Annotated in this window: 20 protein-coding genes; 9 read left to right on the top strand and 11 right to left on the bottom strand. The window is 41.7% G+C overall.

Annotated features, from left to right (window positions below; genetic code table 11):
- The first annotated feature begins 242 nt into the window (after positions 1–242).
- Complete coding sequence (yegD, locus tag L4C39_RS01625) at positions 243–1,595, top strand: molecular chaperone (RefSeq protein WP_429744031.1); 1,353 nt, start codon at positions 243–245, stop codon at positions 1,593–1,595.
- 159 nt (positions 1,596–1,754) lie between these two features.
- Positions 1,755–3,812, top strand: a complete 2,058-nt coding sequence (locus L4C39_RS01620; RefSeq protein WP_429744029.1) for a peptidase U32 family protein — start codon at positions 1,755–1,757, stop codon at positions 3,810–3,812.
- Positions 3,813–3,996: 184 nt separating this feature from the next.
- Here the strand turns inward: L4C39_RS01620 and L4C39_RS01615 are convergent, their stop codons facing one another.
- Complete coding sequence (locus L4C39_RS01615; protein WP_113799774.1) at positions 3,997–4,311, bottom strand: DUF496 family protein; 315 nt, start codon at positions 4,309–4,311, stop codon at positions 3,997–3,999.
- Positions 4,312–4,486: 175 nt separating this feature from the next.
- On the opposite strand from L4C39_RS01615, the gene L4C39_RS01610 reads away from it, so the two are divergent.
- From L4C39_RS01610 to luxQ, 5 genes are all read left to right on the top strand, one after another.
- Entirely contained in the window at positions 4,487–4,702 is a 216-nt protein-coding gene (locus tag L4C39_RS01610; protein ID WP_429744027.1) for a hypothetical protein, read from the top strand.
- Between the two features lie 213 nt (positions 4,703–4,915).
- On the top strand, positions 4,916–5,587 hold the full coding sequence (locus tag L4C39_RS01605; protein WP_113799769.1) for a YceH family protein: 672 nt from the start codon (positions 4,916–4,918) through the stop codon (positions 5,585–5,587).
- Between the two features lie 5 nt (positions 5,588–5,592).
- The gene (locus L4C39_RS01600) at positions 5,593–5,889 is read left to right on the top strand and encodes a GIY-YIG nuclease family protein (protein WP_371729898.1); all 297 of its coding nucleotides are present in this window, start codon (positions 5,593–5,595) and stop codon (positions 5,887–5,889) included.
- Between the two features lie 216 nt (positions 5,890–6,105).
- A complete protein-coding gene (locus L4C39_RS01595) occupies positions 6,106–7,206 on the top strand; it encodes an autoinducer 2-binding periplasmic protein LuxP (RefSeq protein ID WP_429744025.1) in 1,101 nt (366 codons plus the stop codon).
- Positions 7,203–9,788: a quorum-sensing autoinducer 2 sensor kinase/phosphatase LuxQ gene (gene luxQ / locus L4C39_RS01590; RefSeq protein WP_113799765.1), complete on the top strand. Its 2,586-nt coding sequence runs from the start codon at positions 7,203–7,205 to the stop codon at positions 9,786–9,788. Before L4C39_RS01595 ends, luxQ begins: the two co-directional genes overlap by 4 nt.
- 104 nt (positions 9,789–9,892) lie before the next feature.
- Here the strand turns inward: luxQ and L4C39_RS01585 are convergent, their stop codons facing one another.
- The 6 genes from L4C39_RS01585 to yccS form a co-directional block, all read right to left on the bottom strand.
- Positions 9,893–10,558, bottom strand: a complete 666-nt coding sequence (locus L4C39_RS01585; protein WP_113799763.1) for a PilZ domain-containing protein — start codon at positions 10,556–10,558, stop codon at positions 9,893–9,895.
- Between the two features lie 178 nt (positions 10,559–10,736).
- Positions 10,737–12,344, bottom strand: coding sequence for a glycerol-3-phosphate dehydrogenase (glpD, locus tag L4C39_RS01580; protein WP_429744022.1), 1,608 nt, complete (start codon positions 12,342–12,344; stop codon positions 10,737–10,739).
- A 232-nt stretch (positions 12,345–12,576) separates the two neighbouring features.
- Positions 12,577–13,836 carry a hydroxymethylglutaryl-CoA reductase gene (locus L4C39_RS01575; RefSeq protein ID WP_113799759.1) on the bottom strand — a complete coding sequence of 420 codons (1,260 nt, stop codon included), beginning with the start codon at positions 13,834–13,836 and terminating at the stop codon, positions 12,577–12,579.
- A gap of 132 nt (positions 13,837–13,968) precedes the next feature.
- Positions 13,969–14,337: a hypothetical protein gene (locus tag L4C39_RS01570; RefSeq protein ID WP_429744020.1), complete on the bottom strand. Its 369-nt coding sequence runs from the start codon at positions 14,335–14,337 to the stop codon at positions 13,969–13,971.
- Between the two features lie 61 nt (positions 14,338–14,398).
- Entirely contained in the window at positions 14,399–14,584 is a 186-nt protein-coding gene (locus L4C39_RS01565; RefSeq protein WP_113799755.1) for a hypothetical protein, read from the bottom strand.
- Between the two features lie 406 nt (positions 14,585–14,990).
- Positions 14,991–17,144, bottom strand: coding sequence for a YccS family putative transporter (gene yccS, locus L4C39_RS01560; RefSeq protein ID WP_429744018.1), 2,154 nt, complete (start codon positions 17,142–17,144; stop codon positions 14,991–14,993).
- A 193-nt stretch (positions 17,145–17,337) separates the two neighbouring features.
- On the opposite strand from yccS, the gene helD reads away from it, so the two are divergent.
- On the top strand, positions 17,338–19,407 hold the full coding sequence (gene helD, locus L4C39_RS01555) for a DNA helicase IV (RefSeq protein WP_429744016.1): 2,070 nt from the start codon (positions 17,338–17,340) through the stop codon (positions 19,405–19,407).
- 212 nt (positions 19,408–19,619) lie between these two features.
- Here helD and L4C39_RS01550 read toward each other — a convergent pair whose 3' ends face one another.
- Both L4C39_RS01550 and torT read right to left on the bottom strand, forming a co-directional pair.
- A complete protein-coding gene (locus tag L4C39_RS01550; RefSeq protein ID WP_017053576.1) occupies positions 19,620–20,075 on the bottom strand; it encodes a methylglyoxal synthase in 456 nt (151 codons plus the stop codon).
- A 91-nt stretch (positions 20,076–20,166) separates the two neighbouring features.
- Positions 20,167–21,207, bottom strand: coding sequence for a TMAO reductase system periplasmic protein TorT (gene torT, locus L4C39_RS01545; protein ID WP_017053577.1), 1,041 nt, complete (start codon positions 21,205–21,207; stop codon positions 20,167–20,169).
- A 95-nt stretch (positions 21,208–21,302) separates the two neighbouring features.
- On the opposite strand from torT, the gene torS reads away from it, so the two are divergent.
- Positions 21,303–24,263 carry a TMAO reductase system sensor histidine kinase/response regulator TorS gene (torS, locus tag L4C39_RS01540; protein WP_429744013.1) on the top strand — a complete coding sequence of 987 codons (2,961 nt, stop codon included), beginning with the start codon at positions 21,303–21,305 and terminating at the stop codon, positions 24,261–24,263.
- 93 nt (positions 24,264–24,356) lie between these two features.
- Here the strand turns inward: torS and L4C39_RS01535 are convergent, their stop codons facing one another.
- Positions 24,357–24,539, bottom strand: a complete 183-nt coding sequence (locus L4C39_RS01535; RefSeq protein WP_017053579.1) for a hypothetical protein — start codon at positions 24,537–24,539, stop codon at positions 24,357–24,359.
- 23 nt (positions 24,540–24,562) lie between these two features.
- Positions 24,563–26,917, bottom strand: coding sequence for a fatty acid cis/trans isomerase (locus tag L4C39_RS01530; RefSeq protein ID WP_429744011.1), 2,355 nt, complete (start codon positions 26,915–26,917; stop codon positions 24,563–24,565).
- Positions 26,918–26,997: the final 80 nt, after the last annotated feature.

Below are 26,997 nucleotides of genomic sequence, written 5' to 3'. Positions count from 1 at the left end.
TGGTTAATTGTTTGAATTTAAAGAACTTGCTAAAAAATGGCTTAAACCGAAACGTTATTTGAGTAATTTATCAAGTTGTGAACCAGATCCAGTTAGAGCGTAATGCTTCGAAGAGGGTAGAGCTTTAGATTTAGCATCTTCCTCAGGTATAAATTTATGCTTTTTTTGAGGTTTTTGCTGCTCGAAATTAAGAGCCAATTGAGGTAGCATTGCCGACCTTTTTGGATTGGCTAGAGGTAAAAATGTTTATAGGTTTTGATTATGGTACAGCGAACTGCTCTGTTGCTTCGATGTCTGATGGCCAACCAAGATTACTTTCTCTTGAAGGGGACAACTTTTATATCCCTTCCACCATTTGTGCTCCTACGCGTGAATCTGTATCTGAGTATCTATTTCGTCACTTTAAAATTTCGCCTTCTGATGCGATTGGTGAACAAGTACTGCGCCGAGCGATTGCCTTCAATCGAGAAGAGAGTATCGACCTAATTAAAGGTGACTTAGCCTTTGGTCAAGCGGCGTTAGATCTTTATTTGGAAGATCCGAGAGATGTTTACTATGTGAAATCGCCGAAATCCTTCTTAGGCGCAAGCGGGTTGCATGATATTCAGGTCAGTTTTTTTGAAGATCTTGTATGCGCCATGATGGCCAATATTAAACAAAAAGCGGAAGCTCAAAGTGAACAAGAGATCCGCGACACGGTGATTGGTCGTCCGATAAACTTTCACGGTCGTGGTGGTGAACTCGCTAACCAACAAGCGGAAAAAATATTATTACAAGCAGCCAAGCGCGCAGGGTTTAATAATATTGAATTTCAATTTGAGCCTGTCGCGGCAGGGTTGGAATACGAGAGCACACTAACAGAAGATAAAACAGTATTAGTTGTGGACATTGGCGGTGGTACAACCGACTGTTCGCTGATTCATATGGGACCAACGTGGCGAGGCATGAGTGATCGTACTGCCAGCTTATTAGCTCATAGTGGGCAACGAGTTGGGGGAAATGATCTTGATATTTACCTAGCCTTCAAACAGCTGATGACCTCTTTTGGCTCCACGAGTAAGTCACTGTCTGGTATCGATATGCCTCTGACTCAATTTTGGAACCCGATTGCGATCAACAATGTAGAAGCGCAACGCGACTTTTATTCACGCGAGAACCTTAAAGCACTTAAGCTACTGAAAAAAGAGGCGCAGTCTCCGGAAAAATTGGATCGCTTACTTAGAATCTACCAAGAGACATTAGGCTACAGCGTAGTAAGAAAAGCGGAAGAAGCGAAAATAGCACTTGCAGATTGCAACGAATTTCGCGTCAAGATGGATTTAGTGTCTGAGTTGGTTGAAGTGGATATTAGCTTAGATCAAATGATAGACGCGATTGAGACTCCAAAAGCGAAGATGGTTGATTTAGTGAAAGAAGCGGTCGCGCAAAGTGCGAAAAAACCGGATGTGATCTTCATGACGGGAGGCTCTGCTCGTTCTCCTGTATTGCGTCAAGCGGTGGAATCTCAACTGCCAAATGTGCCGATTGTGAGTGGGAATTACTTTGGTTCGGTTACAGCAGGTTTGGCTCGCTGGGCTGAAACTTGTTTTAAGTAACCGACTGATTGTGGGTACGCGATGAGTACTTTGGGAAATTAAGGTGCTGATCTATCGCTAATTTCAAAAAAAAGTGTGACTCATGCGGTAATTTGTAACCGAAACCCGTAAAATACCCGCCTTATTATTACGCTATACAGTAAGGCGAGTACATTTTCTGTGAATAAAGATCAATTTGAGTTGTTGGCCCCTGGTGGCGATATAGATTCGATAAAAGCGGCGATTGCTGCTGGCGCGGATGCCGTTTATTGTGGTTTGGATAAGTTTAATGCCCGTAATCGAGCAACAAACCTCGACCTAGATACCTTAAACGGTTTGGTTGATTTGGCTCATCAGCACAACTGTAAAATCTTCCTGACTTTGAATATCATTATTCTTGAAAGTGAAGTACCAACGGTTGTCCGCTTATTGAATAAATTGGTTAACACTCATATCGATGGCGTTATCATTCAAGATCTTGGATTAGGCTACATTCTTAAGCACTACTTCCCTAGCTTGGACATGCATGCTTCAACACAACTGAACACTCATAATGAAGGTCAAATCTTATTATTAAATAAGTTAGGTGCAAGTCGTGTAAACCTTTCACGAGAGTTAAATATCAGTGAGATTAAACATTTAGCTCAATTTGGACTAGAGCATGATGTTCTAATGGAAGTGTTCGTGCATGGTTCTTACTGTATTGGCTTTTCGGGCCTTTGTTACATCAGTTCTGTAAAAAATGGCGCATCGGGTAACCGAGGACGCTGTAGCCAGCCTTGCCGTGATCAATACGAAACAACGAAAGTAGGTAAAAATTACCCACTGAACATGAAAGACAACTCTGCTTATGGTGATTTGAATGAGTTGGTTGATGCGGGTGTTTACTCATTAAAAGTTGAAGGTCGAATCAAGAAAGCGCATTACGTTTATACTGTGGTCGACAATTGGCGTAAACAGATAGACACTTATTGTGCTGGTGGCCAACCTTTAACCGATACCAAAGGTCTATACACGGTATTTAATCGTGACTTTTCGAACTCATATCTGAAAGATAACATCTCCCAAGATATGTATATCGATAACCCAAGAGACAATTCGTCTACACACTTCACTAAGATTTACGGCTGTACTACCGAAGCCAGTATCGATAAAGTGAAAAAAGATCTGTTTGATGAAAAAACGGATATCATGGCGCTGGTGGAAGAGAAGACCAAAGATTTAGTGATTGATGATTCAAAGTCATTAACGGTAGTAAAAGGCGACCCCGATTACGTGAAAGCCGTTGAATTACCAAAGCTACCACCATCAACGCCTTTGACTTCGGCTCCAAAATTATCTGTACTTATCTCATCGGCAGAAGATGTTGCGTTGTGCGAAATGAACACTTCAACGACACCTTTAGATGTCTTCTATCAGTTACCAATGGCGCTGAGCACACAGTTGGCTAAATTGAGTACACTGTTTACTGAAAATCCAGCTTTGATCCCTTGGATTTCTGCTATTCAAATTGGAGATGACTTTGAAGCGGCGAGAACGTTTTTAGATACAGTTAAGCCAGCGTTGATCGTCACCAATAATACAGGCGTAGCACAACTGGCTTATGAGAGAGGCATTCAGTGGGTTGCAGGTCCTCAACTGAATATCACAAACTCATACGCGCTCAAGTGTATTCAACAAGAGTACAAAGGCAGCGGTGCTTTTATCTCTAATGAGTTAAGCAAACTGCAGATGCGTAAGATCGTTCGTCCAGATAACTTCCGCCTGTTTCATAGCATTTACCACCCGATTGCGATGCTAACTAGTCGTCAGTGCCTATTTTTACAAAGTGTAGGTTGTAAGAAAAAGCGTGTGGATAATCGTTGTTTGAAGGGGTGTGAGAAAACAACCTCTATCATTAACTTGAAAGATAAGCCTTATGTGATTGATAAGAAAAAAGGCGATCACAACAGTTTGTACAGCGAACAAAACTTCTTGAATACAGACGTACTTAAAGATTGTGCAGGGCTCTATTCTGATGTTCTGATTGATCTACGAAATATCAAAACACAGACCAAAGTGAGTTTAGATAAAGCGGAGATCGATAACGCAGCCTTGGTTGTGCTATTCCAAGAAATGCTACAGGAATCGATGAACCATTTGGACACTCGTGGCGATAAGGTCGAGTCTCCGGCATTAGTTGCGATAAAACAGGCATTAGCGCAAACGAGCAGCCAGCAATATAAAAAAGGTTTATAGACAAAGGTTTATAGACAAAGGTTTATAGATAAAGGTTTATAGATAAAGGTCAATGAAAAGCCGAAGCAATATTATATTGCTTCGGCTTTTTTGTTGTCACCTAGATATTCCTAGCTGCGAAATGAAACAACACACTAGGTTGTGTGCAAGCTAGGTCTACCAGAATCTTATCGATAAGCTAAGGTTATTTTTTACCTTGAGTTTGCTTATCTTCTTCAGTCAGTTCACGAATGCGACGGCTGATGTCACGGCGAGATTTAGAGATCTCAGCACTTTTGATGATGTGGTCATCAACGCGATCTTCGTAATCGGCTTTCATGTTTTTAACAATAACCAGAATCTCATCGTGGCTCATTTCTGGTTTAATGTAGTCAAGAAGGTTATCAAGTAGATCAACACGTTTACGGTTATCACGAACTTTTTTTTCGTTATCAACAAGTTCACGTTTTAGCTTATTTTTACGACGTGCTTGGTTTACGATTTCAAATACACTACTCATAGTTTTTTCCTAGTCTAAAATATGTCTGGTTTGATTAAAGCACAACAAATGAATACAGAACAGCCTTAAGATCAATCCTCTGGCGATGTTGGTGAATTAATCAGCACTCTCTCTTTAATCGATTGTGTTCGCTTGTGCGTTCGCTATATTATGCGTTATTAAGTATGACAGTGTAATGAAAAAAAACATGGAACAGCCAGTCGAACAAGATGATTACGAGTCGCATGACGTAGAACCTGAAGGTGAAGTGGAGCGAGAGAAACTACGTGAGGCCTACATTTCTGAGCGAACAAAATTAGAGATAACTGAGATTGAGCTAAACCGAGCGAAAATCATATTGGTTGATGAAAAAGGCAATATGAAACGCATCCCACTGATTCCGGAGCATTAGCGAAAACGGATGTTTGGTTACTAATGTTTTTGAATATCGATGTTTGAATATCAATGTTTGAATATCGATAGTTACACTGCCCATCACAAGAGATGCAAAGCTAAAAATTTGAGCCAGAATTTAACACTCACAACGTAAATTCAGCGCTTTAAATGGTTGAGTCGTTAGATTTACTAGTGCAACAAAGCTAATAATAAAAACAAGGAATTGAGTATGAGCATTGAACTGTCACCTGTTGAAGCAAGAATTATTGGCTGCTTGATTGAAAAAGAAGTAACCACTCCTGAATATTACCCCCTAACACTTAATAGTCTAACCACTGCATGTAATCAGAAGAGTAACCGAGATCCTGTCATGGCCTTGAGTGACTCAGATATTCTTGATGTCGTAGAGAGCCTTATCTCTCGTCGTTTAGTGAGTGATGAGAGTAGCTTTAATAGCCGTGTGAGTAAGTATCAGCATCGTTTTTGTAACACTGAATTTGGCGATTTACAGTTTAGTGAACAAGAACGCGCCATTATCTGCTGCATGTTACTTCGTGGGCCTCAAACTCCTGGCGAATTGCGCACTCGTACTAATCGGTTGGCGTCATTCACAGATGTAAAAGAGGTGGAAGCGGTACTTGAAAAGCTAGCGAATCGTGCCGAAGGTTCTTTGGTGGTGAAATTGCCACGCGAAGCGGGTAAGAGAGAATCTCGCTATCAGCATCTTTTAAGTGGTGCTGTTGACGTGGATTCGATCGCGGCGGCAATGCCGGTCAGTTCAACAATGAGCCACTCTTCTGAAAACTCATCATCTCAAAGAATCGAGTCACTAGAGAAAGAAGTGGCAGAATTGAAGAACGAGTTGGCAGAGCTCAAAGCGTTAGTTGAATCTGTTCTCTGATTTTCATGACAAAGGTAAGCGAAACGTGTCCGTCTTGGTACATTTATCTAATTCGGACACGAAGTGATGCACTATATTGTGGAATAACGGTTGATGTAGATCGTCGGTTCAAACAACACCAAATGGGAAAAGGGGCTAAGTTTCTTCGCGGAAAAGGGCCACTGGAGCTCGTTTGGAGTCACTCTGTCGAAACGAAAAGTTTGGCTTTAAAATACGAAATTAAGCTGAAAAAGTTGCCAAAAATAAAGAAGGAACAATTAATTCAGAAACTTTGGGATCTAGAAACACTGCACATCAATTGACATTACTCATCCTTGGGATCAATAGATAAAGCCCCCGCGTTATTTTTATCGGTTTAACTTCTCTTTTACACGCTATTCCCGCCATCTTTATCTGGCATAGAACTATCATTTTTAATAAGGTTAACTCATAATGATTTTCATACCATGCGTAAGAGTATGGTCATTGATTAGGTTAATAATTATGGGCCAATGTAGTCCATCTAGGCTGAGATAAAAATGAAACGTTTACTATTGCTTTCCGCATTGGCTAGTTTTTCCATGCCATTAATGGCGCATCCAGCGCAAGTTCTCACAGGGTATTGGGAATATAAAGAGTTTCTGGAAACTTTCCCGAAACAGAATGAATTGAACCAGATATTCAGTGATATCGTTCGTAACGACTCACAAAAAATTTCGGTTAAACAAAAAGAACCCGTCACAATTTCGGTTGTGTATCCAGGTCAACAGGTATCTGATTATTGGGTGCGCAACATCAGAGCATTTGAAGCAAGGCTCGATGAACTTGGCATCCAATATCAAATTAACCAAGTATTTACTCGCCCTAATATTGATGTAAAGCAGCAAAGCCTTTCCTTAAAAAAAGCCATTCAAAATGAAACGGATTACTTGATCTTTACATTGGATACAACACGTCATCGTAAATTTATTGAACATGTAATTAATTCCGAAAAAACAAAGCTAATATTGCAAAACATCACAACGCCTGTTCGCGCATGGAAGAATCGCCAGCCTTTCTTCTACGTGGGCTTTGACCACTCAACAGGAAGCTTAGCGTTAGCGGACTATTTCAAACAACACGTTAAGGCTGGAGGTAACTATTCGGTACTGTACTTTTCTGAAGGTTACATCAGTGATGCTAGGGGTGATACTTTTATTCAAGAGATGAGTCACCATTCAGATTACGAATTGCGCTCATCATTCTATACAAAAACGACGAAAGCCAGCGGATATGATGTTGCCAAATTGAGCATTGAAAAAACGCCTGATCTCGATTTTATTTACGCCTGTTCGACGGACGTTGCTCTGGGAGCAGTGCAAGCTTTAGAAGACCTGAACCGTACGGATATCAAAATTAACGGATGGGGAGGAGGCTCCGCCGAACTTGAAGCTTTGGAGCGTGGTGAGCTCGATGTGACGGTTATGCGAATGAACGATGATACAGGCGTTGCAATGGCAGAAGCGATCAAACTTGATTTAGAAGGTAAGAAGGTGCCTACCGTTTATTCTGGAGACTTTGAAGTAGTCTCTACCGAGGATGAGACTGAACATATCCAAAAATTAAAAGAACGTGCTTTTAGGTATTCAGATAAGTCATGAAAATAAAGCTTGGCCCAACGAAAAAACGCTCACTTGTTACCTTAATTTCACAAATTGTCATTTTGGTGATCTGCATATTGACGTTGGGCGTGCTTGTACAAAGTTTTCAATTCAGTAATCGTATAATTAAACAAGAAGTCAACCGAACACTTCAGCAGACATCGAGTTTGATTCAAAGTCTGTTTGATTACCGATTGGCTGTTTTGCAAATCCACCAAGACAGTAATGCGAAAAGTGACACGTTGGTGGATTTTTTTGTGGCTGGAGACGAAGAACTTCTCGATTATTATTTCCTAGGGCTGGATCAGCGTGAGCCTAAACATGTTCCTGATGTACGCTTTATTGCAAAACCAAAGGGTATTATCTGGGATGATGGCAACGCCGAATTCTACGGTTTATCTCTTGAATTGCTTAATGATGTTGCAGAGCAAGTTGCGTTTAATAGTAATTGGCACATACTTGAACTTCATAGTTCAATAGGGCTTAAACACTTATTAGTGAGGCGTTCTCCGATAATCAATGATAATTCGGGAGAAGTATTAGGCCAACTTTATGTTGGGATGATCCTCGATAACAACGTCATGTTGATCGAATCTCTTCAACGACGCAGTAATAGCGATAATGTGGTACTTGCTTTAGAAGATCTACCAATCGCGACAACCTTGCTAGGTTCTGAACCTTATACTGCCGATGACATTATTAGTTTTAGAAAACAAGTTGATAGCGAGCTTGGAGAGACTTTAGTGAGTGCAACGGCATTGAAGGTTAATGATGAAGAGACACCTCTGACGGTATTTACTGTCGAGTACAGTAAAGGTGTAATGGCGTTGAAAAGAAATCATCAGTATGGCCTGATTTTCACCATGCTCGCTATTTGCGCTGTTTTTGCATTCACACGGAAATGGGTACAGAAAAAAGTCTCTAACGAACTGTCAAAATTAATGACTTACACTAAACTCGCCGGGATAAAAGACGCCAAAAGAGGGTTTGAAGGGTCTACTATCTATGAATTCGATCATATTGGTCACACCCTCGAAAGCACATTTGAGCGGTTGGCTGAGCAGGAGAAGTCTTTTCAAGATCTATTCAACTTTGCACTCTCTCCTACTATTGTTTGGTCTGGCGCTGGTGATGTTTTGCAGATGAATCCAGCAGCTCGCAAAGAGTTATCGAAAGCAAACGAGTTAGGACAGTACAAGATTTTACCTCATTTTGATGTATTTAAGTCCCAGTTAATTCCTCATATTAGAATGTCAGCTCAAGGCGCAACGCTTACCGGAGTTAACGTTCCGATTGGAGATAAAGTTTACCGCTGGAATTTATCCCCGATAAGGATTGAAGGGGATATCTCTAGCATTATTGTCCAAGGCCAAGACGTTACAACCTTCATTGAAGCTGAAAAACAGAGTGATTTAGCGAGAAAAGAGGCGGAAGAGTCGGCAAAAATGAGGGCTGATTTCTTAGCGAAAATGAGTCATGAAATCAGAACGCCATTGAATGGTATTTTGGGTGTATCCCAGCTATTAAAGCGCTCTATTCATGATGCTGAAAACCTTAAGCAGATTGATGTCTTATGCAATAGTGGTGAACATCTATTGGCTGTTCTCAATGACATTCTGGATTTTTCAAAATTAGAACAAGGTAAGTTTAATATTCAGCTTAATGAGTTCAAGTTTTCTGAACTCGTGAATACGCTTGAAACTATCTATCAGCCTGCCTGTGCCGAAAATGATGTTCAGTTAGTTATTAATAATAATTTGGCAACGAATACGTTGATTTACACAGATCAAGTTCGTTTGAATCAGATCTTGTTTAATCTTTTAAGTAACGCAGTGAAATTTACACACTCTGGAACCATTAAAATTGGCTTCGATTTAGAGCAGTTCGAGTCTGCAAATAATGACATGCTGATTATTAACATTAAGGACTCTGGAATTGGTATTGATCCGAAGCGTTTGGACGCAATGTTCGATCCTTTTGTACAAGAGGAATCAACAACAACACGCGAATACGGTGGTAGTGGTTTAGGTCTGACCATAGTAAAGAACCTGGTTGATATGCTAGGGGGTGATATTCAAGTTGGGAGTGAAAAGGGAGTAGGTACAGAATTTGTAGTCACTGTCCCTGTGAAGAGTGGTTCTGTCGGTTCTGATTTTCAATCAACAGAACAAGAACTTCTTCCTCATGAGCTTTTTGACAGAACACTGAAGGTGCTGCTAGTAGAGGATAATGGTACCAACGCATTTATCGCACAGGCATTTTGTAAAAAATATGGGATGGATGTGCAGTGGACGAAAGATGGGTTGAGTGCACTGAAAATTATTGAGGCAGAGTCTTTTGATCTGATTCTGATGGATAACCAGTTGCCGAATTTAGGCGGAATCGAAACCACCATGGCGATTCGAAACGATTTACACATATCCACGCCAATATACGCTTGTACTGCAGATAGCCTTGCTTCTACTAATGATGCATTCATCGCCGCTGGGGCTAATTATGTGATTGTTAAGCCAATTAAGGAACATGTGCTACATGCTGCGTTCGTTCATTTTAAAAGGCATTTTCTTAATTCAGAAGAGTGAATAGCTCCATGGTGATGTATTCATTTCTCACTCATTGCCCATTCGTTTTTTAGTTGTATCCGTATTTGTAGGGCTTAAAGGTAAGCCCTGCGTTCATGTGACGATCAAATACTACCCGCGATAAAAGCTTGCTCTAGTATCTCCTGTTTTAGATCGTCTCCCATGATGATTGGATTATCAAACTTAATACCAACCAACTGACCTTTTTGGTGCCTTTTCACACTCACAATACAATATTTGATATCGCTAGGGAGAAAACGCTTCAATTGTGATTCAACGTTTATCTCTGTGTCGCAAACTAATTCATTTCTGGTCTCTAATAGAAGGCCGCAGCCTGAAACTGAGAAGTCGAGAATTGTTCCTTCAAAGACATTCGATTGATAACTCACTGTCACAGGAAGCGAAAGCTTATAGCGTTGATGTTCTCTAACGGCCTTTGTAGCGAACTGTTTAGGTGCTCTTAAAAAAAGCAACGGGAAAGGCTTGGTAATGGTATTTATCACCGACGTTTTGAAAGCAATAATGTGCCCGAGTTCGGTATCCGAAATGCCGCGGATTACGGTATCTACATTAGCCAGTTGACGCATGGATAGATCTTCTAAGATTTTGATAGGGAGTTCAATAATGAGATATTGCTCGTCTTTGCAGCCAATGTAGTGAGTATGAATGATCAGTTTATCTGTGGGGCCAAATTCAAGAGTGACTGAAACCTTCATCCCTGGTTTCATGAACTTTTGAATATCTTGGCTGTTGTTGTTTTTTGAGCTCATAAATTATTAACGATTACCCTAGAAGTGCCGTTCCAATGCCGAAATTAGATAAAATATAATCGTTAATAATTCAATTTGTTAGCTTTTTATATGCAACACAATAAAAGTGTGTGATCACACCGTTATTGTGTGCAATATCGAAGTCGCGTTGCCTTGAATTTTTTCTTTACATACTTAACTACCCATTGACTGCTTTTGCTTGAGCGTTAAAGGGAGTATCGCTGATCGGTTCGTTACAATAAGTTTCGATATTCATCTCTTGAGGCGATTTTAGCTTGTTTACATACAGTGTTAGGTTATCGATTTCTTGGGTAGTTAAAAGTAACCCTAATTTGGTTCTACGCCAGAGTATATCTTCCACGGTGACAGCAAACTCATGATCAATAAGATAGTCGATTTCAACTTGATAACATTCATCTGAAAACTGCTGACCAAGATCATCTTGCGATGCTACGTTGCGAAGTAAGTTCTCAGTTCGACTCCCGTATGTGGTTAGCCAACGCTTTATCATTACGGGATTCAAAAATGGGAGTTTCTTAGAGAGATGGCTAAACTGGGTATTAAAATGAAAACTTTCACCACCAGGTAATGGGCTATCTTTTGTCCAAGCTTGTCCCATATGTGGGAGGAATTCAGATAATTGGCTTAATGCAGATTCAGCTAGTTTTCTATATGTGGTCAGCTTGCCGCCGAAGATTGAAAGCAAAGGAGCCTGTTCAAGTTCTTGCTGAAGGGCGATAGTGTAATCACGTGTGATGGCTTGTGGGGAGTCTGATTCATCATCGCATAACGGTCGCACACCGCTGAATGATGAAATAATATCTGTCTCTTGAGTTTGAGTCATAAAGTGCTTATTCACGACATCAAGCAAATACTTCGTCTCTTCGGCGCTGATCGCGACATCTCGTGGTTTTCCATCGTATTCAACGTCGGTGGTACCAATCATCGAGAATTTGTCTAAATAAGGGATAACAAACACAATACGCTTATCTTCATTTTGCAGAATATAGGCTTGCTCCTCATCATGAATTTTTGGCACGATAAGGTGAGATCCCTTGATTAATCGGATACCATAAGGAGATTGTTCATCCATTTTGTCCGTAATAAATGATTTCACCCAGGGGCCTGTCGCATTCACTAGGGTATGACAGCGACGAATGAATCGTTGTTGACTGACATGATCAAATAGAGTGACCACCCAGATATCACCATCACGCTCAGCTTTTTCAACGCTACAGTAATTCTTTACCTCCGCGCCATTCTGTTGAGCTTGAATGGCATTGAGAATAACCAAACGAGCATCATCAACCCAGCAGTCTGAATATTCAAATCCTATTTTCATGTCGGGTTTAGTGACAACTCCAGCGTTTAGCTTGATTTTTTGGCTCGCGGCTAATGAGGTTCGTTTTCCTAAGTTATCGTATAGAAACAGTCCAGCTCTTAACATCCAAGCAGGGCGTAGATATGGGCGATGTGGTAAACGAAAACGCATTGGTTTAGCAATATGTGGCACTTTCTTAAGTAGAATTTCACGCTCGGCTAGCGCTTCACCCACTAAACGAAACTCATAATGTTCTAAATAGCGCAGCCCACCATGGATCAGTTTTGAACTCGCCGATGAGGTCGCGCTAGCAAAATCTTTCGCTTCATATAGACCAACGGTAAGTTCACGGCCCGAAGCATCTGCAGCTATGCCTGCACCATTAATACCACCGCCGACAACAATCAGATCTAAGATGGATGATTTTGTATCATTACATTCGCTTTGTTTCGTTATCGTGGTCATATTGCTGTCCTTTGTGTTCGTTCGCTCATTTGGTGAGTTGAATATACACATTTATTTTTCATATCTGTTACTTTTTGATTGTTTTATATGATAGAGATCATGTTTTTTACTCGTTCACTCAAAATAAAGCATAGACGAAAAAAGCCTTACTGGATAAGTAAGGCTTTTTGAATAACAAAAATGTTTGAATAGGTGGCGTTTTGAGAGGGGAGCTTGAGAGGGAAGTTTAGTATTAGCGTGCGAGTTTGTGATGAGCTCTTGAGAAGTGGCCTGCACAGAATGCTCCAACAATAGAGAGTTCACCCGCAAGACATAACGCCGCGCAGACTTCTGCGAGCGCTTGGGATTTACCATTACCAAATAACCCCATGACGTCTAAGCAAGCTTTCTGGCTTGGAAGAGATGTACCACCTCCAACCGTACCAATCATTAAATTCGGAAGCGTAACACTGGCGTATAAACCGCCTTCGCGATCGACCTCCATCCTTGTCATACCTATTGCGGATTCAGCGACACATGCCGCATCTTGGCCACATGCAATATACAGTGCAGCCAGCGCATTGGCGTAGTGGGCATTAATGCCTATTGTTCCGCTTAGTGCACCACCCACTGTTGTCATTTGACCAAATTGCATCATTTTTTCGGGCGTCGTATGCAGGTACTTTTGAATTAACTCTGCAGGTATATGAGCTTCTGCCGTTACTTTCTTTCCTCGCACACTCCGAAGTGTCTGGGTGTTGGCTTTCTTGTCACCGGATAAGTTGCCATCAAGGAACGCATACTCGGGCTGAATGGGACTGTGCTGCATAATGAATTCGAAAACCGCATTGGTGGCAATAGTCACCATATTTTGCCCTGAAGCATCACCGGTTAAGAATTCAAAAACGATATAAACGTGATTGCCTTCAATATTGATATTAATATCGGTGAGCTTGCCATGTGACGTTGTGGATTCCGCAATTTTTTTGAATTCGTCGTACTGAGTGACCGCCCAAGCAACGAACTGTCCTGCTTGAGCTATACCATAAAAAGCGAAAGCCGGAGTACGAGTCACCCCTTCATTCAATAGCATTGCGCTTGCACCACCACATGCGCTCAGTAGTTTCGCGCCACGGTTATAAGATGCGACCAAAGCCGCCTCTGTTGTGGCAAGAGGGACTAGAAAGTCTCCTTTGGCAAATAGCCCATTGACTCTAAGTGGCCCCGCAATGCCTACTGGGATTTTTACCGTCCCGATGAAGTGCTCGATATTTTTTTCATAGGCTTGCGCATTTGCAAGAGTATGGGGATCGAGAAGCTGGGCTTTTAAGTCATCCTGATTGAGGACTTTCCAGCGACGTTCGATGTTCTTGTCTGTCAAATAAGGGCTAGGAGTCAGTTTGTTTTTGATTGGAGAAAAATTTGGCTGGAGCGTTTGCTCTAATTCGTCTGCGGAGATATCGCCACCTAAAATTGAAACGTAGTCACGGCGATGCAGATTAAGTTTTGGCATAAGAGTACAACATAATTGATTTGGGTCGATTCTACCGACAACAAATTGAGAAACAAGGGCTGGTTAAAAGAGGTAACCGTTTATCGCGGATTTTTACACGTATATATTTGGTAAACATCGCAGGAGAAGTGACTAAATATGGATATCCAACAAACTACCAATCATCTCATTGCTGCGTTCCACAATATTAGCCCCAATTCGATTATAACCTGCCGCTTGAGTTAATTGCTGCGTGGAATCAACATAGGATATTGGCGCTGATGGTTCTGGCTCTTTCATAAATTCAATTTTGTTGAAACTAAGGCTGTCATCTTGGGTGACGATAGGGTCTTGCTGTAATTCGAGGTCTTGCTTTGGAGGAGTTTCAGTTTTTGGTTGGAACTCTGATTCCACATGAGAAGGGGTTTTATTAATCTGATTTATATCACGCGCAGCGACTTCTGCCATTGCAGATGACTGCTGGATCATTTGGTAGCCTGACTGTATACCGGAAATAGACATAGCTAAACTCCTTCGTACTATCTACAGCTTAAACCTCTTAGTGAGATCCTGCAACTTATGCTCATTGAACACTGGGTGCCTCATCATAAGAGAAGAGGTTGAAAATTAAGTTTTTTTCTTCATCGGTCAGCAAATCTTTATTTTGATCACCTAGAGTATTTGATATTTCACCTTGCAACGATTTCAGTTGTTGGGGTGAAAGTAGCTGAAGCTGGTTTCTTAGTAATTCAAATTGTCGTGAACTCATAACGTTACCTCTACTGGCGGTATGACCGAAAAATACACATTTTGAGAGAAGGAAGAGCTTTACTTCAATTGCATCAATTTAGTCTCTCTTGTATAGATTTACTTTAAGTTTTGAACGCTGTTTTTTTGTCCGGGCAGTGTCAAGTTCGCTTCAATTGTTCGTCAAGTAATGTGACTAATATCTCGGCGAATGGCATGTGTTTTTTGAGCTTAAGATGATGATAATGAGTGGCGTGTGAAATAAACGTCGATATTTTAATCAGCGATGACATTTTTTATCAGGGGGACTTAGGGGCAAGCAAACAGCGGCACTATAGATTGGCCGCTGCATGATAGGTGATTGGTTTTGTTTGCTTAATGCTTCTGTTAAAGATCATAAAGCGTTAAAGGTCATCAAGTGCTAAAAATCATAAAGTGCGCACGGCAAACTTACTGGCCAATGAGTGCAATTCTGGAAGCATTCGATATATCAAATGAAGTTGTTGAAGCACCATTCTAACTGAACTGTCATCTTCCTCTCTCCATTCACTTAAGCGTGCAAGAAGGTCGTCTTGGCCGAAGCTATCAATATCGCACTCTGTTTTATGCTCATAAAGTTGGTGATGTATTGCTTCTAGATGCTGATGGATCACACGGTGTGCATCTAAGATCAATTGATGCGTGGCTTGGTCATCCAGTTGTGTTCTATGAGCGCCTAACGCTGAAATATAGCTCAGCAAGGCGTGGTTTAATGTTAAGAATCGGAAGCTTTCATTAACCGCCGCACGATATTTTCCCGGTTCTGCCAGCATATTGCTGATTGCAGAAGTTAGGTTAGCATCATGGTTGTGTGCTGCGCGACGGGAGATCCTGTAATTTAGAGTGTCTTTCTTACCTATTCTATATTGGCCAATGATCTGAGCAAGATAGTGTTGGTTCGATTGTATGGAATCCGCCATCACTTTATGAAGTCGCTTTGATTCCCAGTCTGGCAAAATTAACATCAATGCTAAAACAGCCAGAGCACAGCCCACTAAAGTATCGGCTAAACGAGGCAATACCACGGCATAGCCTTCACCGAGTTGGTTAAAGCAAAATAGTACGAGAACCGTAATGAACCCGGTGGCAAAGCTGTAATTGTTCATTCTGAAGGCAAAAAACATAATGCCTGAGATAACAATGAAAAATAGCTGACTCTCTTGAGATGGGAAGAGGGTTAACAGTGGGACACCAATAAGCAAACCTGCCAATGTTCCAATTACACGAGCAATAAGTTTTTGCTTGGTCGCACTGTAGTTTGGCTGGCAAACAAACAGCGTGGTAAGTAGGATCCAATAGCCGCGTTCAATATCAAACCCTTGAATGATGCCGTAACCCGCAGTAAGCGCGAGGGCCATGCGGATGGCATGTCGAAATAGCAGTGAGTCTTTATTGAGGTTCGCTTTAACTTTTTGCCACATTGTTTTTATGGTGCGTGGGTCGGTGTCATCAAGCGTGCCGTCATCAATGATAGTGACGTCGGGGTTACTTACGTTGGAAAGTTGTTTTTCTACAGTAGAAAGGTTAGTAAATAGATAGCCAAGTTGGGCAAGAAGCGCTCGACATTCACGGCGTTGCTGCTCTTTTAGGTTGTTTAGGGAGCTTTGAAGCTCATCTAGCGCCAATGTTGAATCCGAGGCATGCTGGTATTCATTACCCAAACGAATCGATTCCGCCACCTTTCGACAAGATTGTGCTTGTGTCTCTAGTAGGTATTTAAATCGAAAAAGCACATCCGATCGTCCAAAGTGTTGTGCCAGTTCTTGATAGCGATAGTGGCTTGAACTCACTCGCTCATGGATATCTTGCGCTAGGAAGTAAACATTCAAAAAACGGTCACTGGCGCTGTCTATATGCCCACGTTTAGATCGAGCCAATAGAGTGGTTTTACAGTTGTTTAGGGCGGTTACCGTGCTCGCATTGAGTCTGGCTTCATTAATGCGTAAAGGCTGCGGTGTTAAATCGGTCACAGGGTGAAACAATTTAGCCTTGGATTCTAGGTAGTTAGCCACTTCAAGAAATACATTGGCTAAATTTTGTTGAACGGGCTGCATAGGCCAGAAAATATGCCAGATCATCGACATGAAAAAGTACCATGCCGTGCCGCTTAATAGTAATAAGGGCTGGAACCACAAGTTGGTGCTTTCATGCGCGCCAAGCATGGTATAAATCGCGATCAATAAAGAACCAAAGGCAATACTGGCATAACGAGGGCCAATAGCTCCGAGCATAATAAAGCCGAACGTTGAGAGGAAAAGCCCGATAGCAAATAACCAAGGTGTATTAAAGAGTATCTCTATTGAGAATGCCGCTATCGCAAAACAGATGAAGGTAAGGGTTATGGCTTTTACTCGACCAGAGAAATTGTCTTCACTTTCAGCCAGTGCTGCGGCAATCACACCTAAGATCAGAGGGGTGATCAAGGTATGCTGCTCATAATACCAAGCAGGTAAAACCACCCCCATGAGAGTGATAAGAATCAGAATGCTGTAATTGATTGTTTTATTTGCCCAATATAGGCGTAATTTGACAGGTAACTTCACAATAACTCAGATAAAAACCAAAAACATTATACTAGCAGAATAGACACGCAAGGTTCTGATGTAATTAGAATATAAGTTAATAAATATTCCTGATCGATTATAAATTCACCTTATCAAATATTGACATAAATTTTTCAATACAATGCCTGATTAGTATAAAATCGCTGAATGAAATTTTAATGAGCATTTATTCATGCAGCTAAGCGCAAATAAGACTGCACAGTTTTTTATTCAAAACGAATATTATCAGGTCGAACTTGATGATAATCGTTTACTCCTTTCGTCTTCTGGTAGTGAAGAGCGAATACCCTTCACCGTTTGGGATGGTAGAGTAGGGTTACATCGAGGTTTGATTTGGGGATCGTTACAATTTTTTGCGCATGAAGAAAATGGTCAAACAAAAAGTTGGGTTGTTCAAGGGCTTCCTTGGGCGCTGTGCCGCAACTTTGCCCGCCATGCGGTAGCCACTTATCAGCAGTGGCACAATCATCAATGTTCTCAGCTGGCTGAATATCTACCACAGTGGGAAGCGACGCTAGATCAATTAGAAAAACAGCCTGCATTTCTCCAACATTCTCAAGTGAATGCTTGGGTTACTCAAGTGAATCATGATTTTTCTCAAATGAGCATGAGTATAGATGAAGCGGCTTTGCGTTTACCGAAACGTGTATCACGCCTGCAATCTTGGCTTAAAGATCCATCATCAACATTATCTGGCCGTAATAAGGGTTGGATTGAGAACGAGAAAAAGAATTGGGAAGTTTTATTCTCCCAATGTGAATCTTCACCTCTTAACGCCTCTCAGCAACATGCCGTGCTTCTCAATGATGACCATAACCTTGTTTTGGCGGGGGCTGGGTCTGGTAAAACGAGTGTATTAACGGCTCGCGTTGCGTACTTAATGCAGAGTCATCAAGCACAAGCGGATCAAATCTTAATGCTGGCGTTTGGGCGAGATGCCGCTGCTGAAATGAAACAGCGTCTGGATTCAAAAATTGGCATGTCAGCAGAGCAAGTTCAAGTCAATACCTTCCATCAACTAGGATTAAGCATCCTTAAACATGTTGAAGGTAACAATGTCGTGATCTCTCCGATTGCATTGGATAGCAAGCTTAAGCAAGCGTGGTGTATTGATTGGCTTAAAAAACATTGGATGACTCCAACGAGCTTTAAACGCTGGCAAAAGCATCTGTCTAAATGGCCTATTGCGTATTTGACCGGGGATGATGAATTAGGCAGTCACGTTGAAGATCCTAAACTAATTAACTGGTTAGAAACTCAGTTAGAAAAGCTCTGCGCATCAGGGCTGTCAAAGAAAGACATTCAGCAGGACTTGGTTGCGCACCCTGAATATTCAAGGCTCAATAGCGAGCTCGCGCTTTGCTGGCCTTGCGTTCAAGCGTGGCAACAGATGTTAAAAGAACAGAATCAGATCGATTTCCCATTGATGATCAGCCGTGCTACGAAATACGTTGAAAAAGGACGTTTTCAAGGAGCGTGGAAGTTTATCATGATTGATGAATACCAAGATATTTCACCAGATAGACTGGCTCTCATTCAAGCATTGTGCGAGCAAGATAAGCAGGTTTACAGTACTTCTCTATATGCGGTGGGGGATGATTGGCAGTCAATTTATCAATTTGCAGGGGCAGATGTTGATTTAACGACAGATTTTGAGAAACGTTTTCCAAACTCAACCGTACACAACCTTGATACGACCTATAGGTTTAATAGCAAGATCGGTGAGGTAGCCAACCGTTTTATACAAGCTAACCCACGTCAGATACCAAAAGAGCTCAACAGCTTTAAGCAGCAAAAGCAGAAAGCCGTGGTGACAGCTCCAAGTGCTAGTGTTGAAAAAATCTTAGAGGGTATCGCTAAGTCTGCGAAGAACAGACCGAGTGTTTTACTGCTTGGGCGAAATCATTACCACAGCCCGACACTACTCATGGATTGGAAGAAGCAGTTTACAGAGCTTGATATTCAATTTATGACCTGCCATGGCAGTAAGGGAAAAGAGGCGGATTTCGTCATTATCCTATGTGTTGATGAAGGGCAACTCCCTGCGAAGAAAAAACAGTTACATCTTGATGGGGCGTTGTCTCAATCTGATGATCTCTTTCCATATTCCGAAGAGCGAAGGTTATTCTATGTCGCAATGACCCGTGCTAGACATAAAGTATGGATCACCCATAGTGGTGATGGTTCAGGCTTTGTTCAAGAGTTGAATTCTGGTGATTGGCCAGTGATAAGAAAGAAATAACGAAACGGGCTGAATTTTGAAGTGAAGAGTCAGTATTTTTAAAGCTAAAAGCTAAAAGCTAAAAGCTAAAGACAGAATCAAAGCTCGAAATTCACAGATTAAGTTCAAGATATCGCCTTCTGCATGATTTTCTTTTTACGATTAGAATAAAGATTGAAGATCAAAAAGAAGGCGTTTTTACGACGACTTAACCATCTGACGAATCAGATTAATTAAGTTCTATCTGCTAAGTAGTTTTCGTAGTCCGGGATCTCGATGACCACTTCCTCTTCGAGCAGTTTAGACTCAAATAAGAATTTTGCCGTTGCGCGGTTTGTGGCAACAGGGATATTCCACACGCTGGCAATACGTAGTAAAGCTTTTACATCCGGATCATGAGGTACGGCATTGAGTGGATCCCAGAAGAAAATCATCATGTCGATTTTTCCTTCTGCGATAAGAGCGCCTAATTGTTGATCGCCCCCCATTGGCCCGCTCATCATACTCTTAATGGCTAAACCGGTTTCCTTGCTTAGCATGGTACCCGTCGTGCCAGTCGCGTATAAGAAATGACTTTGAAGCTTTTCTTTGTTTTCAACAACCCATTTTAATAATTCAGGTTTGTAGTGATCATGAGCCACAAGAGCGACATGTTTATGCGCAGGCATAGTACGAGTCGTTTTTTGCATGTAAGTATTCCCTAATGTAGTAATATCAACAGTCTGTGCTGAGTCTTGTTAGAATTATAAACGGTTGATACTAAAACATAGGTCGCTTGAATTATTCAATCTCTTTTATGTTAAAAGTAGGCCTATATTCTGATGGAGATAAAGAATTTTCAATTACTTTGCGCTGTAACGTTTTTGGTGTGAGAGGTTCAATGCTCGGAGCACTATCAAAAGCGTACTTTTCATCGTTTAGGTAGTGAATAACTTGTCTCATGGATAAGCGGCCTTGCTGGACCATTTGATCGGTCGGTGCAAACTCTACACGATTTCGGAGTAAACCGCGGTAAACGCCATGACTTAAGTAAGTGGAGACTAATTTAATGTCATCCGTTTTTTCAGCAGCTCGTAATTCACTGACTGCGGCTTCAATGGCAACTGCACTTCCCACTATGTATTGAACATTTGGGGTATCAATGACTTTTTGAACAAGGTTTCGCTGCAATTCTTTGTCGTTGTCAGCCCAATAGCTCACCACGATATTTATATCGCTTCCTTTGATTGCATCATAAAAGCCGACAGTTGCGGGTTTTGTTCCGCCGCTTGTTTTTGGCCCAGGCAAGAAGGCAATATCGGTAACACCACTCCCTTTAGGATGCGCATTGGCTAAGTACTGACCTGCTTCAAAGCCCATCCAGTACCAGTCAACGCCCACGACGCCTTTTAGTAAATCACTCTGCTTGTCATTGAGTACCAATTTATTCACCGTGGCAAAAACCGGTGTTGAGCCAACAAATTCACTTAAATTATTAGAAAAAGCATCAGGTGACACGGTTCCAAGAATGATGGCGTCTGCACCCCAGCGAGTGCACAGCGACAGTTGCTGCTGTTGCTTAATCTTGTTTGGGTAACCACCTGCTTCTAGAACTCGTAATTCCACATGCTGTTTTCGTGCTTCAGAAACCATTCCGTAGTTAACGGATAACCAATATGAATCTTTTAAGTGCGGGTAAATCGCGCATATTTTTGGTGCTGGAGTGTTAACTTTTTGCGTCTTTGACGGTTCAGCAAAAACAGTCGAAATTGGCATGCTTACCAGGCTGATGGTGGCTGCGAGACGTACTAATGTTGCTGAAAGTGACTTAGGTCTAGGCATGGAATAATAGTTCATTGGCATTGATTGGATAAACACTGCAAAATATAACGTATTATCGTTCGGTTAAGAAGCATGTTCTCAAAGGTTATCATTTTATGTTGTTAGCAACCGCGAGTATCGGCCGTAAGTTATTGTTCTCATTTTTGATCATGGCTTTGCTGGTATTACTTTCTGCACTCATTGGCGCTTCAGGTTTTTCGTTTGTGGCGAAAACGGAAAGAAATGTCGTGGACTCTGCCATTCCGGCAATGATAGAAGCGAGGCAAGTTTCTGAGCTGAGTTCTAGGATCATCTCATCGGTTCAAACTCTGTCAAATGCCAAAAATGAACAGGAGCGTAAAGCGTCTGGGAAAATGCTGTTTGAGCAACTTGAATCCCTTCTTACACATATTAAAGCCCTTGGGTCGGATTCTTTTGATTCTGGTTTATTGACTCGACTCGAAAATAACGTTGAAAGCGTCATCAATACGTTAGCAGAACTCGGTATTACCGTAGAGAAGAAGCTGTGGTTGAGTGGTGAATTGCATATCCGAGTGGAAGAGATGCGTAAGCTCAGTGCTGAGTTAGAACAGTTGACTCGAACGCAGGTATTGAATACTAGTACTATTGCGGTGGCGAATGTCACTCATATCTATGACTTATTAGAGAATAAACAGACTGAGAAGGTATACCAAGCACTGGATGCATTAGTCGAAGTTGACCTCGATTTATCAGAACGCTTACATGAACTGCATTTGTTAGCTTTTAAAATGCTCAATCAGATAGAAGAAGCACGTACCGTTACGAATATTGAACGTATCCAGATTATTCAGAGTGAATTTCAAGATAACCTAAAAATTATGATGCGCCGCGTTCGTGCAGTGGAAGATCCAACGCGATCCAAGCAGATGACTGCACTATTAGTCGATTTGGGTAAGCGCCAAGTGGTATTTGATATCTTAATGGAAAAGTATGAGAACGAGCAGCAGTCTCAGTTCTTAATGCAAAATACATTGAGCCTTTTCAGTGAGTTGAACAACACTGTAAACAGCTTAGTTGATGAATCGAACCTGACCACCACAAAAGCGGTAGAAGAGTTAACAAAAACCCTCAATTACGCGCAGCTATCTCTGAGTTTAATCTCGATCATTGGTTTAATCATTGCCGTGATCATAGTCTGGAAGGTGGTGTACATCTCGGTAGTGAAACGCCTAACAGAATACTCATCTGCTCTACTTTCGATTGCTCAGGGGCATTTAGATGTCACGATCCATGTCAAAGGAAATGATGAACTTGCGCATATGGGACAAGCCATCGTTACTGCTAGAAACACCGCTCAAGCCTTGCAGGTAGTAGCAGAAGGAGAGGCACAAGCGAAGCGAGATCTAGAGGAACACAAGGAACACCTTGAAGAGCTTGTTACTGACAGAACTCATCAACTGCAGAAAACGAACCAACGACTTAATGTGGAAGTTTTGAACCATGCGAAAGCTCGCTCTTTAGCGGAACAAGCCAGTCGCGCCAAATCTGCATTCCTCGCGACAATGAGTCATGAAATCCGAACACCAATGAATGGGGTACTCGGGACGGCCCACTTACTTAAAGACAGTGGCTTAGATCCATTGCAGGGGCAGTATGTCGATATTATTAACCGTAGCGGTAAAAACTTACTCGCTATTTTGAATGATATTTTGGACTACTCAAAAATTGAGGCGGGTCACCTTGAAATTCGTGAATCCTCTTTCAACTTGCACCATATGGTTGATGATGCCTTTCAGCTAATGCAAAGCCGAGCGCAAGAGAAGCATCTTGCTTTCTATCAGCATATTGAAAGTGATGTTGCAAAATATTGGAGAGGAGACGTAACTCGCATCAGCCAAGTTCTCAATAACCTTGTGGGTAATGCGATTAAATTTACGGAACGCGGTGAAGTTGATATCTATGTGAGTATGGATGTTGATAACGACAAGCGAGTGATGTTTGAAGTGAGCGATTCTGGTATTGGTATTGGCCCAGAAGAACAAAGAAACCTATTCGACCCATTTACTCAGGCTAGTGGTGGCATTAATTCGACTGGGGGAACAGGATTAGGCCTAGCCATCAGTAAACGAATTATTGAGGCGATGGATGCGGAGTTGCATTTAGAGTCAAACGTTGGAGAGGGGAGTCGCTTCTGGTTTAGTTTAGAGCTTCAACCCGGAGAAAAAGTGGATATCCCATCAGTGATGAGCTTGAATACGGTGATTAAAGCGAAAGTCTTACTGGTAGAAGATAACCCTGTGAACTGCCTGGTTGCCGAAGGGTTCTTATCGAATTTAGGGCATGAAGTGGTGACTGCGGAAACCGGAGCCGAAGCTGAGAAAATTTTTGAGTCGCAGCATTTTGATATCGTGTTGTTGGATATTAACTTACCCGATTGTAATGGCGTTGATCTACTGGGCAGTTTGAAGGCGATTGAGAAAAATAAAGAGATCACATTACAGGCTCATCCAACGCCAATGGTGGCGGTATCGGCTCATGTTTTCAATGAAGAAGTGGAGAGTTATTTATCAAGTGGATTTGATGGTTACTTACCTAAGCCACTCGATAAGGATGCACTCGCAACCCTTATTCAAAGTACTCTTGATGGGAAATCGCTTGTATTGCCTCAACTAAATGAAGAGGCTGTTGATTCATCAAATAGGGATGATTGCACTATGCTTAACAGTGACAGTCTTTCAGGTGAAAAAATTACACCAAATGAGATAAGAGTGATAGATGTTACGGTCATTGAAGGGGACATGTCTATTCTAGGCCGAGATAAAATGCGTGAAATTGTAGGGCTGTTTGTAACCAGTAGCCGAGACGTACTAGTGAGCCTACAAGTTGCGGACAACGCGGATGATTATCTTGAAGTGAAGTCGCTCGCGCATAAATTAAAAGGGTCCGCAGGCAGCTTAGGTTTAAAACGGTTATTTCATGCGTGTATGTTGATTGAAAGTGCAGGTGAGCCTTTGGTGGCATACCGGAAAGATCACGAAACACTGGCGAATTTGGTTGAGCAATCAATTGAAGCGTTAAATACAACAATCGGCTAGATAAAAGTTCTAGACGGTAAAAACAAAAATCCTCTGTATCAACAGAGGATTTTTAGTATTGATGCGATGGTTTGTTAGCTATCCGCTCTGTTACTAATTGTTTTCAAAGCGGCTTCCTAGATCTAATGCATTTGGGTCATCATCAAAAGGGTGCTCAGCTTTTCCGCGTAACAGCTCTAACTGATTCTCTAACATATTTAACGCATCATAATCGCCTTCTGAACATGCAACGTAAATTTGCTGTTCAAGAGCTTCGATATTATCTCTGATACTCATAGGAGCCTCCTATAGCGACAGTACTACCGATTCTCAAACCTATTGTAGTCCAACAATCCATATTCAGTAGGTTGATTCTGCTTATACCAAGCATGGACTCTGTCGCTGAAGGGCCAAAATTTATCTGAGCTTCTTCGAATTGCAAAACGATCCAATAACTTAATGTAGTCTTGCTCAGATCTGAGATTTTTTAGTCTTTTTACTAACTCAGGGATTTGAGACTCTTCTAATGACCAGAAAGCCGCAGGATAACTCCCAATAACCCCACGAACCAATGTAAGAGAGTCATGCTTAGGATCGCGGTTACTTTTTTCATCGAATAAGCTAGAAATATTTTGATGAGCATTATTGCGTAACAGAGTGAATAATTGATCATCTCCACCATCGGATGTAATCATCAACATCGTGATCTGTGGCAAGGGGATAAGCCCAGCGCCTTTGATTTTGTCGATCGATTGAAGTTGGGCTTCATTACTAGAGGTAAACCCTGTATCGACAATATCATAGCGATCATTCAGAACTGGTTTTAAGTGGTTTACGATTTTATCGTAAAGTTCTGATTTTGGATCGTCAGTTTTGTAAATTTCGCTACTTTCCTGCTCAAATGGTCTGATATTACGCTGCAAAAAATCACTCAATTGAGCGCTCTGGTTCTGATACCAACTGGATTGTTCTTGATGGCGTACATCTTTAGGCAGCAGGGTTAAGAAGTTACTCTCTCCTTCAAGACGTAAGAAATCCATGTACATACGAGTGATCAGCTGGTGGCCGAAATTACCATAAACATCAAAACCCGCGACTAATAAGTAGTGAATTCTTTCGAGTAGGGCATAGTCAAGAACCCATGCTGTTTTGGGTTTGTCGCCAACAAGGCCTTGGACAACAGAGGCGCTATCAAAGTGGCGGAATACTGTCAGTGCGGCATTAGGGTTGCGTTGTTCACCATTCCATAGAATAGAGGTGTTGAGGTAGTCAGCACCTTTAAACCACTGATTAGTAAATTCTGACTTTCCATCAAGATAACGGGCTTGCTTACGAGCGTATTTCACCCAATTAGTGAGTGGAAGCGTGTTACTTTCTAATTCACCAGGTAGTTTTAGGTTTTGCTCTTGGGAGTAATAAAAATCGTTGATTTCAGGTAAATTCGCTTTTTGCGGATCGACAAAAAATACCCAAAATCGATCGTTAATTACATTGAGAGCGAGCTGCCCACGACATACCGGACCTTTAATGAAAGCCATGATGGTGTTTTGCGCGTTGTCGACCAAAAAGTTAAATCTCGCGATTACTGGCAAACTATGGAAACTTGTCATTGGGTTCGCTGCGACTTCGACGTGATAACTCGGTAATTGCTCTACGTCATAGTCAGCATCAATAAACCACTCTTTCCATTTCCCGATTCGATCACTGTTCAGTGCATATGGCATGTGTGTTTTATCGACGATTGTCCCTTGTTCCGGGATCAAACGGTAGTAGACACGATCGACGTTAGGATCATCATAAGGGCGACGAGTCGCAATTCTTTTTACAGGCTCTCCGGGTGGTGTTTCTGAGCGTACTAAAGTAAAGAAACGTGGATGGCTGGGTAACTCAGAGAAATAGAGATGGAATAAAAAGAGGTGTTCATATAAGTAACGAGCAGTTAACTGGCTTTTACGTGAGTTGTTGTTGAGGAGAGCTTCGTATTGGGCAATTTTGGACTGTTCATCCATAGACAACGGAATATGCTCATTCATGATAGCTCCGTTCTCTAACCACGCCATTAGAGTTTTATAATCGGATGCTTCGAGGTTTGGCATACCATAAGGCATCCCCCAAGTTGGGTAATCCTGTTCGTATTGAGCATACTCTTCAATGGTTGGACACTGTTGATCTCTGTCGGTTGAAAAATCAAAGCCTTCGAGTTGAACTTGCTGTGGTAAAGGGTGGTTCTCTTTTTGGCTGAGTAAACGAGCCACTAGTCCGGCATCGAGGTTGGCTGTAGGGTTTTGAACTCTCTCATTCAGTACTGGGTGAAAGCCACTGTCACGCCACTCTTGCGTCAATTGAGCATCTTCAAATAAACGTGTCGGCTTTGAAGCCGTTAAGCGTGTGCCTTGATAAATCTTTTCTTTAGACGCGCCACGATCAATCCCTTCAACGGAGGACATTTTGAGTTGGCAAGGGGCATCGTAGCAGGCATGACAAACAACGCATCGCTTATCTATGATGGGCTTTACTTCGTCTAAAAAGAAGTGCGCCTGAGGAGATTGAAGAGGTGCTTGACGATCTCTGACTTGTTGAGGACCAAATAGTTGATCGTAGTTTAGACCTGCATACACAGCACAGCCGGAAAACACGGTAATAAAGCAAAGTAGAATAATGTGACGAAGTGGCATTGTCTTATGAAATTAGCAAGTGATGCGCTAATTAAAGCAGATATATAAGTTAGCGACAAATTTAGTACGATCAATGAGTA

The sequence above is a fragment of the Vibrio clamense genome, assembly GCF_050337905.1.
GTDB lineage: Bacteria > Pseudomonadota > Gammaproteobacteria > Enterobacterales > Vibrionaceae > Vibrio > Vibrio cortegadensis.
This window is presented reverse-complemented; position numbering and strand designations above follow the sequence as displayed.